General features: G+C 59.8%; 10 protein-coding genes. 3 read left to right on the forward strand and 7 right to left on the reverse strand.

Annotation, left to right across the window (positions count from 1 at the left end; genetic code table 11):
- The first annotated feature begins 119 nt into the window (after positions 1 to 119).
- Positions 120 to 1,130 (forward strand): tRNA dihydrouridine(20/20a) synthase DusA, encoded by a 1,011-nt coding sequence (gene dusA, locus O9X91_RS12955; protein ID WP_142912228.1) that lies wholly within the window; start codon positions 120 to 122, stop codon positions 1,128 to 1,130.
- Between the two features lie 6 nt (positions 1,131 to 1,136).
- Here dusA and O9X91_RS12960 read toward each other — a convergent pair whose 3' ends face one another.
- Both O9X91_RS12960 and uvrA read right to left on the reverse strand, forming a co-directional pair.
- Positions 1,137 to 1,937 carry a DUF72 domain-containing protein gene (locus O9X91_RS12960; RefSeq protein WP_142912227.1) on the reverse strand — a complete coding sequence of 267 codons (801 nt, stop codon included), beginning with the start codon at positions 1,935 to 1,937 and terminating at the stop codon, positions 1,137 to 1,139.
- Between the two features lie 56 nt (positions 1,938 to 1,993).
- Complete coding sequence (gene uvrA, locus O9X91_RS12965; protein ID WP_077982283.1) at positions 1,994 to 4,915, reverse strand: excinuclease ABC subunit UvrA; 2,922 nt, start codon at positions 4,913 to 4,915, stop codon at positions 1,994 to 1,996.
- A gap of 306 nt (positions 4,916 to 5,221) precedes the next feature.
- Here uvrA and O9X91_RS12970 point away from each other — a divergent pair, with 306 nt between their 5' ends.
- Complete coding sequence (locus O9X91_RS12970) at positions 5,222 to 5,770, forward strand: single-stranded DNA-binding protein (RefSeq protein WP_142912225.1); 549 nt, start codon at positions 5,222 to 5,224, stop codon at positions 5,768 to 5,770.
- A gap of 68 nt (positions 5,771 to 5,838) precedes the next feature.
- Here O9X91_RS12970 and O9X91_RS12975 read toward each other — a convergent pair whose 3' ends face one another.
- Together O9X91_RS12975 and O9X91_RS12980 are read right to left on the reverse strand one after the other, a co-directional pair.
- The gene (locus O9X91_RS12975; RefSeq protein ID WP_269833466.1) at positions 5,839 to 6,987 is read right to left on the reverse strand and encodes a CBS domain-containing protein; all 1,149 of its coding nucleotides are present in this window, start codon (positions 6,985 to 6,987) and stop codon (positions 5,839 to 5,841) included.
- A gap of 132 nt (positions 6,988 to 7,119) precedes the next feature.
- Positions 7,120 to 7,749: a MarC family protein gene (locus O9X91_RS12980; protein ID WP_080790741.1), complete on the reverse strand. Its 630-nt coding sequence runs from the start codon at positions 7,747 to 7,749 to the stop codon at positions 7,120 to 7,122.
- 217 nt (positions 7,750 to 7,966) lie between these two features.
- Between O9X91_RS12980 and gyrA the strand changes: the two genes are divergently transcribed.
- On the forward strand, positions 7,967 to 10,759 hold the full coding sequence (gyrA, locus tag O9X91_RS12985) for a DNA gyrase subunit A (RefSeq protein ID WP_077982286.1): 2,793 nt from the start codon (positions 7,967 to 7,969) through the stop codon (positions 10,757 to 10,759).
- A gap of 97 nt (positions 10,760 to 10,856) precedes the next feature.
- Here the strand turns inward: gyrA and O9X91_RS12990 are convergent, their stop codons facing one another.
- The 3 genes from O9X91_RS12990 to O9X91_RS13000 form a co-directional block, all read right to left on the reverse strand.
- Positions 10,857 to 11,117 (reverse strand): hypothetical protein, encoded by a 261-nt coding sequence (locus tag O9X91_RS12990; RefSeq protein ID WP_077982287.1) that lies wholly within the window; start codon positions 11,115 to 11,117, stop codon positions 10,857 to 10,859.
- Between the two features lie 83 nt (positions 11,118 to 11,200).
- The gene (locus O9X91_RS12995; RefSeq protein ID WP_142912223.1) at positions 11,201 to 12,694 is read right to left on the reverse strand and encodes a D-alanyl-D-alanine carboxypeptidase; all 1,494 of its coding nucleotides are present in this window, start codon (positions 12,692 to 12,694) and stop codon (positions 11,201 to 11,203) included.
- 138 nt (positions 12,695 to 12,832) lie between these two features.
- The gene (locus O9X91_RS13000; protein WP_142912222.1) at positions 12,833 to 13,552 is read right to left on the reverse strand and encodes a hypothetical protein; all 720 of its coding nucleotides are present in this window, start codon (positions 13,550 to 13,552) and stop codon (positions 12,833 to 12,835) included.
- Positions 13,553 to 13,559: the final 7 nt, after the last annotated feature.

The raw sequence follows: 13,559 nt of genomic DNA on the forward strand, positions 1-13,559 counted from the left end.
TTTTGAGTGCAATTCTTGTCCCGCGATTCCGGGGCGATTTCCAGTTCAAAATGACCCTGCCTGCAAAACTGGCTTTTTACGGTCCTTTGTTGTAGAAGCCGGCGCAAAGAGGTTAATCCATGTACAGACAAGCGCTTGCAAGCGGCGAAAAAATCTTCGCCGTGGCCCCCATGATCGACTGGACCGATACGAGGTGCAGATTTCTGCACCGGCAATTGTCGAAGCGCGCGCTGCTTTATACCGAAATGATCGTCGCCGACGCCATCATCCATGGTCAGCGTGAGAGGTTGCTCGGTTATCATCCTCAGGAGCATCCCGTTGCGCTGCAGCTTGGCGGGTCTGATCCGGCCAAGCTTGCCGAAGCGGTGCGGATCGCCGGCGATTACGGTTATGACGAAATCAACCTCAATGTCGGCTGTCCTTCGGACCGCGTGCAATCCGGCACCTTCGGCGCCTGCCTGATGCGTGAACCTGACGTCGTTGCGCAATGTATTTCTGCGATGAAGGCCGTTGCTGCTGTGCCCGTCACGGTCAAATGCCGGATCGGTGTTGATGACCAGGAGCCCGAAACCGTCTTGCCGGATTTTCTGGCGCGGGTGGTTGCTGCCGGTGCGGATGCGGTGTGGGTTCATGCGCGCAAAGCCTGGCTTCAGGGGCTTTCGCCGAAGGAAAACCGCGAGGTGCCGCCGCTTGATTATGATCTCGTCTATCGGATGAAGCGGGAAAATCCTGACGTCTTCATCGGCATCAATGGTGGTATTTCCGATCTCGATCAGGCGAGCGAGCACCTGAAACATATGGACGGCGTGATGCTCGGCCGCGCCGCCTATCACAACACCTCAATCCTTGCCGATGTCGATCATCGCATTCATGGCGAGGAAGCCCTCCAATATGACTGGATGGCTTTGCGGGACACGATGATGGACTACGCTGCCGATTATATTGCCACAGGTGGACGTCTCAATCACGTTACCCGACACATGGTCGGCCTGTTTCAGGGCATGCCGGGCGCGCGCCGTTTCCGGCAAATCCTCTCCAGCGATGCCACCCGGCCGGGCGCTGGGCCAGAGGTGATCGAGGCCGCTTTTGCCGCCATCGATTTCAACCCCATAAAAGAACTGGCGGGCTGAGGGGGCTCAGACCGCTTTTTGCAACTCCTGCGCACCCACGGGTGCATTGACCTTGCCGCCGGTGATGAAGAAGGCGAAGACGTCACGCGGGGTCTTTTCGACCGACCGCTCAGGCGCAATCAGCGGCAGATCGTCAGGCACGCCGCCCGCCGCATAGGTCTTGACCCGTTTGGCCCAGTCGCTGATCCCGGTCTGCGGATAACAGGTCTTGATATCGTCCTCGCCCTTCTGCAGGCGGCAATAGACGAAATCGGCGGTCACGTCCGGCAACATCGGATAATCATGATGATCGGCGCAGACGACCGCAACCTTGTGTTTGGCGATGAGATCGATGAATTCCGGGACCTGGAATGTTTCGTTGCGGACCTCCACCACATGCCGCAGGGAGATGCCGTCCTGTTTTTCCGGCAGCAGCGCCAGAAAGGCGCCGAAATCATCCGCATCGAATTTCTTTGTGGGCGCAAACTGCCAGAGGATCGGGCCGAGGTGGGCGCCGAGTTCCGTCAACCCTTGAGTCAAAAACTTCGTCATGGATTCACCGGCCTCGGCCAGAACCCTGCGATTGGTGACGAAGCGGCTTGCCTTCAGCGAGAAGACGAAATCCTCCGGCACTTCGGAAGCCCATTTGGCGAAGGTCTCCGGCTTCTGGCTGCTGTAATAGGTGCCGTTCACCTCAATGGCCGTAAGCTGCCGGCTGGCGTGCTCCAGCTGGCGCTTCTTCGGCAATTTTTCGGGATAAAACGTGCCTTCCCAGAGCTCGAAGGTCCAGCCGCCGATACCGGTGCGAATCGTGCCTGATGTCGACATGTGTTATTTCTCCTCCGGCCTTCGGCCTTTCGTACCCTTGCGACGAAAGCTGCGGATTACTCCGCAGCCTCCCGTTTTCCGGCTGGCCGGCGCTCCAGAAGCTCCTTCAGGAAATGACCGGTATAGGAACGCTCGACCTTCACAATGTCCTCCGGCGTACCGGTCGCCACCACTTCGCCGCCGCCCGTGCCGCCTTCAGGCCCGATATCGATGATCCAGTCCGCCGTCTTGATGACTTCGAGATTGTGCTCGATCACCACGACGGAATTGCCCTGTTCGACCAGCGCATGCAGCATTTCCAGCAGCTTGTTGACATCGTGGAAATGCAGGCCGGTCGTCGGCTCGTCGAGAATATAGAGCGTGCGGCCCGTCGAGCGCTTTGACAGTTCCTTGGCGAGCTTGACGCGCTGCGCCTCGCCGCCGGAGAGCGTATTGGCCTGCTGGCCGACCTTGATGTAACCGAGGCCGACATCGAAAAGCGATTGCAGCTTGTCGCGCACCGCTGGCACGGCGGCGAAGAATTCCACGCCTTCCTCGACCGTCATGTCCAGCACATCGGCGATGGACTTACCCTTGAAGGTGACATCCAGCGTTTCGCGATTGTAGCGCTTGCCGTGGCAGACATCGCAGGTGACGTAGACGTCGGGCAGGAAGTGCATCTCGATCTTGATGACGCCATCGCCCTGGCAGGCTTCGCATCGTCCGCCCTTGACGTTGAAGGAGAAGCGGCCGGGCGCATAACCGCGCGCTTTTGCTTCCGGCAGGCCGGCGAACCAGTCGCGGATCGGCGTGAAGGCGCCGGTATAGGTGGCCGGGTTGGAACGCGGCGTGCGGCCAATGGGCGACTGGTCGATATCGATCACCTTGTCGATGAATTCGAAACCGTCGATGCGGTCGTGTTCGGCCGGGATTTCGCGCGCACCCATCACCCGGCGCGCCGCCGATTTATAAAGCGTCTCGATCAGGAAGGTGGACTTGCCGCCGCCAGATACGCCGGTTACGGCGGTGAAGACGCCAAGCGGCACAGCTGCGGTGACATTCTTCAGATTGTTGCCGCGTGCACCGAACACCTTGATCTCGCGGCCCTTCTTGGGCTTGCGGCGCTCAGCCGGCACGGCAACGCCGAGTTCGCCGGACAGATATTTGCCGGTCAGCGATTTTGGATTGGCCATCACCTCCTGCGGCGAACCTTCGGCAATGACCTGGCCGCCGTGGATACCGGCCGCCGGGCCAATGTCGACCACATAATCCGCCGTCAGAATGGCATCTTCGTCGTGTTCGACCACGATGACGGTATTGCCGATATCGCGCAGATGTTTCAGCGTATCGAGCAGGCGGGCATTGTCGCGCTGATGCAGTCCGATCGAGGGTTCGTCGAGAACATAGAGAACGCCTGTCAGGCCCGAGCCGATCTGCGAGGCCAGACGGATACGCTGGCTTTCACCGCCGGAAAGCGTGCCTGAATTGCGCGATAGGCTGAGATAATCCAGCCCGACATCGTTGAGGAAGCGCAGCCGTTCGCGGATTTCCTTGAGGATACGCACCGCGATTTCGTTCTGCTTGGCGTTGAGGTTTTCCGGCAGCACCTCAAACCAGTCGCGCGCCGTACGGATCGACATTTCGGTAACTTCACCGATGTGCAGCTTGTTGATCTTGACGGCGAGCGCTTCCGGCTTCAGGCGATAACCGGCGCAGGCCGGGCAGGGGGCCGCCGACATGTAACGTTCGATTTCCTCGCGCGCCCAGGCGCTGTCCGTCTCTTTCCAGCGACGTTCCAGATTGGGCACGATGCCTTCGAAATTCTTCACCGTCTTGTAGGAGCGGGCGCCGTCCTGATAGTTGAATTCGATCTTGTCATCGGTGCCCTGCAGGATGGCGTGCTGCGCTTCTTTCGACAGGTCCGACCATTTGCTCGACAGCTTGAAGCCGAAAGTCTTGCCGAGCGCTTCCAGTGTCTGGTTGTAATAGGGTGAGGAGGATTTGGCCCAGGGCGCTATCGCGCCGTCGCGCAGCGTACGGGCCGGCTCCGGTACGATGAGGTTTTCATCGACCTTCTGCTGCGAGCCGAGACCGTCGCAGCTGGGACAAGCGCCGAAGGGATTGTTGAAGGAGAACAGCCGCGGCTCGATTTCCGGAATGGTGAAACCGGAAACAGGGCAGGCGAATTTTTCCGAAAACAGCACCCGTTCATGGGTCTCGTTAAGCGACTTGTTGGCGGAGCCACCAGCGGCGGTTTCTTCCGGCGGCAGAGGTTTGTCGGCGAATTCGGCGATTGCCAGCCCGTCGGCGAGCTTGAGGCAGGTCTCGAGACTGTCGGCAAGGCGTGCGGCCATATCCGGGCGAACAACGGCGCGGTCGACCACCACGTCGATATCGTGCTTGTATTTCTTGTCGAGGGCAGGAACGTCTGCGATCTCGTAGAACTGGCCATCCACCTTGACGCGCTGGAAGCCCTTTTTCATCAGCTCGGCGAGTTCTTTCTTGTACTCGCCTTTGCGGCCGCGCACGATCGGCGCAAGAATATAAAGACGCGTGCCTTCCTCGAAAGCGAGGATGCGGTCGACCATCTGGCTGACCGTCTGGCTCTCGATCGGCAGGCCGGTCGCCGGCGAATAGGGCACACCGACGCGGGCGAACAGCAGGCGCATATAGTCATAGATTTCGGTGACCGTGCCGACCGTGGAACGCGGATTGCGCGACGTTGTCTTTTGCTCGATGGAGATTGCCGGCGACAGGCCGTCGATCTGGTCGACATCCGGCTTCTGCATCATTTCCAGGAACTGGCGCGCATAGGCCGAAAGGCTTTCGACATAACGGCGCTGGCCCTCGGCATAGATCGTATCGAAGGCAAGCGACGACTTGCCCGAACCGGAAAGGCCGGTCATGACGATCAGCTTGTTGCGCGGCAGGTCCAGATCGATGCCCTTGAGGTTGTGCTCGCGGGCGCCACGGATGGAAATCGTCTTCAGTTCACTCATGACAAGGCTCGGACAAAAATAACAGGCTTGATGGCAGCGCGTCCTTATGTAGCGACGCAGCCGGATGTGTCGAGGTCTATTCCCAATCGGTCGCAGCTTTTCGGAATGCTTGACTCGAAATCTGCGATTTAATAGAACAAAAAAGGAACGAATTGCAAGCGCGAATGTCTGCTCCCGCAGCTTAAGATTATTCTTTGTGGATAGTTCCCCGGCTGCGGTGCCCTTTGCGGGCGGCGGCAGCTATTGTGTGGCGAATTTTTTGAAATGTAATTGCCGGTCATGATGGCCGGCGGATAGGATGACGAGATGGCTGGTAGCGTAAACAAGGTAATTCTGATCGGAAACGTGGGCGCCGATCCCGAAATCCGCCGGACGCAGGATGGCCGCCCCATCGCCAATCTGCGCATTGCCACTTCGGAGACCTGGCGGGACCGTAACAGCGGCGAGCGCCGCGAGAAGACCGAATGGCACACCGTCGTCGTCTTCAACGAAGGCCTTTGCAAGGTGGTCGAGCAATATGTCAAGAAGGGCGCCAAGCTCTATATTGAAGGCCAGTTGCAGACGCGCAAATGGCAGGACCAGACCGGTAACGACCGTTACTCCACCGAAATCGTGCTTCAGGGCTTCAATTCCACGCTGACGATGCTTGATGGTCGCGGCGAGGGCGGCGGCGGTGGCCGCAGCGGCGGCGGCGATTTCGGCGGCGGCAATGATTATGGCAGCGGCGGTGGTTCCGGTTACAGCGGCAGCGGCGGTTACGACCAGCAGTCGTCACCCCGCGGCGGCTCTTCCCGTGGCGGCAGCCAGCCTTCCGGTGGATTCTCCAACGATATGGATGACGATATCCCGTTCTGAGCGGAAGCTCGCAGATTGTGGAAGGCGGGCGTAGCAAGGCTGCTGCCCGCCTTTAATTTTAGATCGGCTCAGGCCGCCACCTTGTCCGCCAGCATCGCAACCATGACATCCGATTGCGACACGATGCCCACCATCTTTCCCTTGGCGTCGATAACCGGCAGGTAATGTAGACCTTCCTCCGCAAAACGGATGATGGCCTCCTCGATCGAGGTTTCAGGCTGCACGGTTTTTACCGGGGAGGTCATGATGTCCTTGACGGTATCGTTGGGGGCGCTTGCGCCTGATAGAATCCGGCGCAGCCGCTGCAGGAAGCCGATGGAGGGGCGACCGTTTCTCCAGCTTGCCTTCTTCAGGAAATCGGTCTGGGTAACGATGCCGAGGATTTCGGCCTTATCATTGGTGACGGGCAGTGCCTTGAAATGGTGGCTGCGCATCAACGTATGGGCGTGGCGCAGGCTGTCATCGGGGGCGACACCGATCACATCCCGCGACATGACACTGGCGCAATCGAGATGCAGCGCGCGGCGGCGGTAAGAGCGCAGTTCGGTCTTGCGCAGGATGGCTTCGAGCTCGTCCCGGTCAATATCGAGAAACTCGTCATATTCCTTCAGCACCTCATCGAGATCGCTGGAGGAAAAGCCGATTTTCTGGATAGGGGTGGGGTCGGTGGTGCCATGGGCGGCCTTTCCAGACTTCAGGCCGTGGGGATAAGTGCGGCCGGTGGCATTGTTATAGACGAGCGCGAGTGCCAGAAGGATCAGTGAGTTTCCGGCGACCGGCCAGAGCAGGAAGTCATAACCGAGGCTGTGTACGGCGGGGCCGCCGAGAACGGCCGTCAACGCGACGGCACCGCTTGGCGGATGCAGGCAGCGCAGCGCCATCATGGCGGCAATGGCAAGGCTGACGGCGAGCGCGCTGGCGAGGAATGGATCCGGCACCAGTAGCGCTGCGGTTACACCCACGAAAGCCGATACGAGATTGCCGCACAGGATCGACCAGGGTTGCGCCAGCGGGCTGGAGGGCACGGCGAATAAAAGCACGGCCGAGGCGCCCATCGGTGCGATCATGGCGGGCAGGGTGGGATCGAAACGCAGAGCCAAACTGCCGAGAAGCCCAGTCAGCAGAATGCCTAAAAAGGCGCCGCTTGCGGAGCGCAGCCTTTCCCTGTTGCTGACGGGGGCGGCATCCGGGATGAGGCGGCGCAGCGTGGAGCGCATGAGAACAACTTTCGAGACCGGAAAAGATGCGCGTCTTTTAGCCGAAATGCCGGCCGGATTTAAAGCGCGGATTTTCCGGAGTTATAACCGCATACGGGATCTTGTTGCGCGGACATGGGATCGCACCGAAGATCAGAAATCAAAGGCCGATTTTATGCCGTCGACCACGAATTGCACCGATAGTGCCGCCAGCAGCACGCCGAGCAGCCGGGTGAGGATCGCACGGCCGGTATTGCCGAGAAAGCGGTCCATGCGTTCCGAGACGATCAGGGCTGCATAAACGAGGGCCATGGCGAAAGCGAGGATCAGGATGAGCACCACCATCTCGACCGTGGTCTTCATCGATCCGGCTAGCAGCACGGTGGCTGAAATGGCGCCCGGCCCGGCGATCAGGGGCAGCGCCAGCGGAAAGACCGCCAGATTGTGAAGCTGGTCCCTGGTGATGGCGATTTCGGAAGTCTTTTCCTTGCGCTCCTGGCGTTTTTCGAAAATCATCTCGAAGGAAATCCAGAACAGCAGAAGGCCACCGGCGATGCGGAAGGCGCCGAGCGAGATGCCGAGAAGATTGAGGATCGCGAGGCCGAAAAGCGCGAAGACGGCGAGAATGCCGAAGGCGATGATGGAGCCGCGCAGCGCCACCTGGCTGCGCTGGTCGCGCGTCATGCCGACGGTGAGCGCCAGGAAAACGGGTGCGAGACCCGGTGGATCGAGTGTGACCAGAAGTGTGGTGAGCGCATTGATGAGCGTTTCGCTGCTGGCCATTCTTTCCCCGCTTATTGCCTTTTTGCATATGACCCTACGCAAGTCGTGGCTGCTTTGAAAGGGAACGGACCCACTTTTGCCGGGCTAAATCGTGAAAAGCGGCGTTCGTCTTGCAAATGACGCAAAAGCCTGTTCAAAACTCGCCGGGAAATTGGCTTAACGTTGCTGTTTCCGCTATAAAAATCCATCCGATTCTTAACAGAGAATGTGATCCGTTTTGACTGACCAGAGCCCCCCCGGCGGCGGAAAACTTCCGCCAGGCATTGAACCGATTTCCATCATGGAGGAAATGCAGCGGTCGTATCTCGATTACGCCATGAGCGTTATCGTGTCCCGCGCGCTTCCCGATGTGCGAGACGGCCTGAAGCCGGTCCATCGTCGTATCCTCTACGGCATGTCCGAACTCGGCATCGACTGGAACAAAAAATACGTCAAATGCGCCCGCGTTACCGGGGACGTGATGGGTAAATTCCATCCGCACGGCAATTCGGCGATCTACGACGCTTTGGCGCGCATGGCGCAGGACTGGTCGCTCCGCCTGCCGTTGATCGACGGGCAGGGCAATTTCGGCTCCATCGACGGCGATCCGCCGGCGGCAGAACGTTATACCGAATGCCGTCTGGACAAGGCCGCGCATTCGCTGCTCGACGATCTCGACAAGGAAACGGTCGATTTCCGCGATAACTATGACGGCACATTGCAAGAGCCGGTCGTCATTCCGGCCAAGTTCCCGAATCTGCTGGTCAACGGTGCAGGCGGCATCGCCGTTGGCATGGCCACCAATATTCCGCCGCACAATCTTTCTGAGGTCATCGACGGCTGTATCGCTCTCATCGAAAATCCGGCGATCGAGCTGCCGGAACTGATGCAGATCATTCCTGGCCCGGATTTCCCGACCGGCGCGCTGATCATGGGCCGGTCCGGCATCCGCTCGGCTTACGAGACGGGTCGCGGATCGGTCATCATGCGCGGCCGCGCCACCATCGAACCGATGCGCGGCGACCGCGAGCAGATCATCATCACCGAGGTTCCCTATCAGGTGAACAAGGCGTCGATGATCGAAAAGATGGCCGAACTGGTCAAGGAAAAGCGCATCGAGGGCATTTCCGACCTGCGCGACGAGTCCGACCGCCAGGGCTACCGCGTGGTCGTCGAGCTGAAGCGCGATGCCAATGCCGATGTCATCCTGAACCAGCTTTACCGTTACACGCCGCTGCAGACCTCCTTCGGCTGCAACATGGTGGCGCTGAACGGCGGCAAGCCGGAGCAGATGACACTGCTCGACATGCTGCGCGCTTTCGTTTCGTTCCGCGAGGATGTCGTCAGCCGCCGCACCAAATATCTGCTGCGCAAGGCGCGTGAGCGCGCGCATGTGTTGGTCGGTCTGGCGATTGCGGTCGCCAATATCGACGAGGTCATCCGCGTCATTCGCCATGCGCCCGATCCCGCTTCGGCCCGCGAAGAGCTGATGACGCGGCGCTGGCCGGCGCAGGATGTGGAAAGCCTGATCCGTCTGATCGACGATCCGCGCCACCGCATCAATGAAGACGGCACCTACAATCTCTCGGAAGAGCAGGCGCGCGCCATTCTCGAACTTCGCCTTGCCCGCCTCACAGCGCTCGGCCGCGATGAAATCGGCGACGAACTGAACAAGATCGGCGCTGAAATATCCGAATATCTGGAAATCCTGTCGTCGCGCCTGCGCATCCAGCAGATCGTCAAGGACGAGCTTGTCGCCGTCCGTGATGAGTTCGGCACGCCGCGCCGTTCCGAGATTGTCGAGGGCGGCCCAGATATGGACGATGAAGACCTCATCGCCCGCGAGGACATGGTCGTCACCGTTTCGCATCTCGGCTACATCAAGCGCGTGCCGCTGACCACGTATCGGGCGCAGCGTCGCGGCGGCAAGGGCCGTTCCGGCATGGCGACGCGCGACGAGGATTTCGTCAACCGTCTCTTCGTTGCCAATACCCATACGCCTGTCCTGTTCTTCTCCTCGCGTGGCATCGTCTACAAGGAAAAGGTCTGGCGTCTGCCGATCGGCACGCCGCAGTCCAAGGGCAAGGCCCTCATCAACATGCTGCCGCTGGAGCCCGGCGAGCGCATCACCACCATCATGCCGTTGCCCGAGGACGAAACGACCTGGGAAACGCTGGATGTAATGTTCTCGACGACGCGTGGCACGGTTCGCCGCAATAAGCTCGGCGATTTCGTGCAGGTCAACCGCAATGGCAAGATCGCCATGAAGCTGGACGAGGAGGGCGATGAAATCCTCTCCGTTGAAACCTGTACGGACCGCGACGACGTGTTGCTGACGACCGCGCTCGGCCAGTGCATCCGCTTCCCCGTGGACGATGTGCGCGTCTTTGCCGGCCGCAACTCCGTCGGTGTGCGCGGCATCAACATGGCCGAGGGCGACCGCATCATCTCCATGACCATTGTGGGCCATGTGGAAGCTGAACCGTGGGAGCGCGCGGCCTATCTGAAGCGTTCGGCTACCGAGCGGCGTGCCGCAGGCGTTGATGAGGACGATATTGCGCTCGTCGGCGAGGAAGTTACAGAAGAGGGTGAACTCAGCGAAGAGCGTTATCAGGAACTGAAGGCGCGTGAAGAATTCGTGCTGACGGTTTCCGTGAAGGGCTTCGGCAAGCGTTCCTCTTCTTACGACTTCCGCACCTCGGGTCGCGGCGGCAAGGGCATCCGCGCCACCGATACGGCAAAGACCAACGAGATCGGCGAACTCGTCGCTGCCTTCCCGGTGGAGGAGGGCGACCAGATCATGCTGGTTTCCGATGGCGGTCAGCTCATCCGCGTTCCGGTCAACGGAATCCGCATCGCCAGCCGCGCCACCAAGGGCGTGACTATTTTCTCGACCGCCAAGGATGAGAAGGTGGTTTCCGTGGAGCGTATCAACGAGCCGGAAGGCGACGACGAAGCGGAAAACGGCAATGGCGAAGACGCCGCCGCCGATCTGCCTGATACGCTGGAGGCGCCGGAAAGCGAGGCGTAAGCCGCCTCGTTATCTTCGGCTACCAATCAAGAAAAACCCCGCGGCGCTCAGGCTCCGCGGGGTTTTTTGCTTGCGTCTTATCGACTGCGTTTGATTTTCAGCGGATCCGAATATGCACCGGTGCGCGGCCCGAGCGGCTTGCGACATGAAGGTGGATGTTTGCTTCCGGCTGATTGGAGCGCCAGGCGCGGGCGCCATGCGACAGAAGCAGCGCCACGAGATCGCGCGTCTTCGCCTTGGAACGGTTAAGACCGAGATCGGCGATACGCATCGCCGCCTCGTGAATGGGATGCAGAACCGACAGGTTGCCATGCCCGTTGCCAGACGCAATGTCCGAATAATTCTCGTTGACTGCCATCTTGGAAAGCCTCGCTACACATTACAAATTTCGAGGAGACAGGCGATGTTTCGAGCGTGAACCACCGCCTGCGAAAACGTCTGTTACTGGAGTGACGCCCAGCAGCTGACGCCTTTCTTTTTCAATGCATTGCATGCATTCACCGCGGCGTTCTGGCCATCGAAGCCGCCGAAACGGGCGCGGTAGATCTGGGAGCCGTCCTTGTTGAAGGCAACCGTGAAGGGCTTTGCGGAGCGCAGCGCCGCACCGCCTTTTTCCTGCGCGTTGTGCAACAGGCCGCGCGCGGAGTTCTCGTCGGGAGATGCTCCGATCTGGATCACCCAGCTTCCCTGCGGAATTTCCGACCTGGCCGAAACTGAAGGCGCGGAGACGACAGGTGTCGTAGTGGACGCGGTGACGATATTATCCACCTTGGTCGAGTTGGTGATCAGCTTACGGTCCGGCGCGGAAGGCGCACGAGCAATCGGGTCCTTGCCCTTCTGCCAGGTTGCGGCTTCCATTGCCTTGACGGCCGCATTGGAAGAGGAGCCTGCAAAAGCGGTGACCGGCGCTTCCTCGTAACGGGCCTGCGGGACTGGACCGGAATTGGGCAGGCCGGCTGCCGTTGCAGCAACTGCCACGGAAGGAACGGCAGCGGAGACGGCGGCGGGCTCTTCGACCGGTGCGGAGCGGGTCTGCGCGATCAGGTTGCTGTTGCCGCCACGCGATGCCTGCGGCAGGTATGTTGCGACAAGCTTGCGCATGGTGGCGTCACGGGCAGCGCTGGAGCGACCACCGAGAACGACGGCGACGATGGAACGTCCGTCAAGCTGAGCCGATGTGGCAAGGTTGCTGCCGGCTGCACGGGTATAACCGGTCTTGATGCCATCCACACCCTTCACGGTTCCGACAAGACGGTTATGGTTGCCGATAACCTGCTTGCCGAAGTTGAAGGTACGGGTGGAGAAGTAGCCGTAATATTGCGGGAAATGCTGGCGAAGCGCGATACCGAGACGGGCTTGGTCGCGTGCCGTTGTCATCTGCGCCGTGTTGGGCAGGCCGTTGGCGTTGCGATACGTCGTGCGGGTCATGCCGAGCGCTCGGGCCTTGGCGGTCATCATTCTGGCAAAACGGTCTTCCGAGCCGCCGAGATATTCGCCGAGCGCGGTTGCCATGTCATTTGCGGACCGGGTGACGAGTGCAAGGATGGCCTGTTCCACGGTGATGCTGCCGCCGGCGCGTACGCCGAGCTTGGACGGCGGCTCCTTGGCGGCGTTGGCTGACACCGGCACCTTCGAATCGAGCGAGATACGTCCGGTATTGAGCGCCTCGAATGTCAGATAAAGCGTCATCATCTTTGTCAGCGACGCCGGATAACGCAGCCCGTCCGGATCCTCGCCATAAAGAACCTTGCCGGTCTTGGCATCGATGACGATGCCCGCATATTTCGGATCGGCCTTTGCGGTTTGAACGGATGTTGCGGTTATGAACGCCGCAGCAAGGGTTAACGCAATAAACCTCACAAAAGACGTCGCACCCGCTTTGCGCGAATGTGCCCCGGATAGACTTTTCAACACTGCTGAACTCTTCAATCGCATATTTCTGTTCCGCTCGGACACGCCCCGCCCGATGCTCCGAGACAAAACTTTATCGGGTTGGCGTTACCAAGTGGTTTATGAAAGGTATCCGCCTTCCATAAAATGCGACTTTTCACACCCAATCTGTGCCGTGCTGTTTCACCGATTTCCGTCTTTTACGAGGCGGCGCTCGATATAGTTTTTCACCTCCGCATCCAGCTTTTGCCATTGGGGCAGCAGGGCGGAGGAGAAACGGTAGAACAGGCTGAGGTCCTGTCCGGCGTGAATATCCCTCTGACAATCGCTGCCGGTGGCCGCCTGCGGCGTTTGCGGCAGCAGGCAGCGCACCACATAGACGCTTTCGCCATCGCGATCGCCGGTCAATATGACTTCCTTGCCATAGCCGGAATCGGTCCGCAGACGGTGCAGCAGCAGGCCGTGCTTCAACGGCATCGGCTCTCCCTCCGTCAGCCGCGAATAGATCGGCCCGAAACGACCGGACATGTCCTCGGACATGGTGCTTTGCGAAAGCTGGATGAAAATCAGACCTGCCGCCTGCGCCGGATCGTCGAAAACGGCGCGATTCGCTTCCTCATACCCCTTGAGATCAGGCCAGCTTAGATAAAGGTCGACGCGCTCCCGTTCTCCACCGAGGCGCTCGGAAGGCGCCCGCAGGGTGTTTTTGGCAAGCTTCAGCCGGTCGTTGCCGATGACGATCTCGACCTCTTCGGTGTCCGTCGTCTGGCCGGCCTGAAGAATCCGCTCGCCATACCATTTGATGCCGACATTTAGAACGCCGAGAAAGACGAGCAGAATTGCGGCGATAAGGACGGACCGCAGGACGAGCGATGATGACAGCAGAGGTTTCTGGTCGTTCATGGGCTTC

The sequence above is a fragment of the Agrobacterium salinitolerans genome (assembly GCF_027498475.1).
Lineage (GTDB): Bacteria > Pseudomonadota > Alphaproteobacteria > Rhizobiales > Rhizobiaceae > Agrobacterium > Agrobacterium salinitolerans.

What these genes read in the sequence shown, in the direction of transcription:
- O9X91_RS12975 (WP_269833466.1), bottom strand. Translation starts at nt 6,987, where the DNA reads ATGCGCTCCACGCTGCGCCGCCTCATCCCGGATGCCGCCCCCGTCAGC.
- uvrA (WP_077982283.1), bottom strand. Translation starts at nt 4,915, where the DNA reads ATGAGTGAACTGAAGACGATTTCCATCCGTGGCGCCCGCGAGCACAAC.
- O9X91_RS12960 (WP_142912227.1), bottom strand. Translation starts at nt 1,937, where the DNA reads ATGTCGACATCAGGCACGATTCGCACCGGTATCGGCGGCTGGACCTTC.
- dusA (WP_142912228.1), top strand. Translation starts at nt 120, where the DNA reads ATGTACAGACAAGCGCTTGCAAGCGGCGAAAAAATCTTCGCCGTGGCC.
- O9X91_RS13000 (WP_142912222.1), bottom strand. Translation starts at nt 13,552, where the DNA reads ATGAACGACCAGAAACCTCTGCTGTCATCATCGCTCGTCCTGCGGTCC.
- O9X91_RS12980 (WP_080790741.1), bottom strand. Translation starts at nt 7,749, where the DNA reads ATGGCCAGCAGCGAAACGCTCATCAATGCGCTCACCACACTTCTGGTC.
- O9X91_RS12970 (WP_142912225.1), top strand. Translation starts at nt 5,222, where the DNA reads ATGGCTGGTAGCGTAAACAAGGTAATTCTGATCGGAAACGTGGGCGCC.
- O9X91_RS12995 (WP_142912223.1), bottom strand. Translation starts at nt 12,694, where the DNA reads ATGCGATTGAAGAGTTCAGCAGTGTTGAAAAGTCTATCCGGGGCACAT.
- O9X91_RS12990 (WP_077982287.1), bottom strand. Translation starts at nt 11,117, where the DNA reads ATGGCAGTCAACGAGAATTATTCGGACATTGCGTCTGGCAACGGGCAT.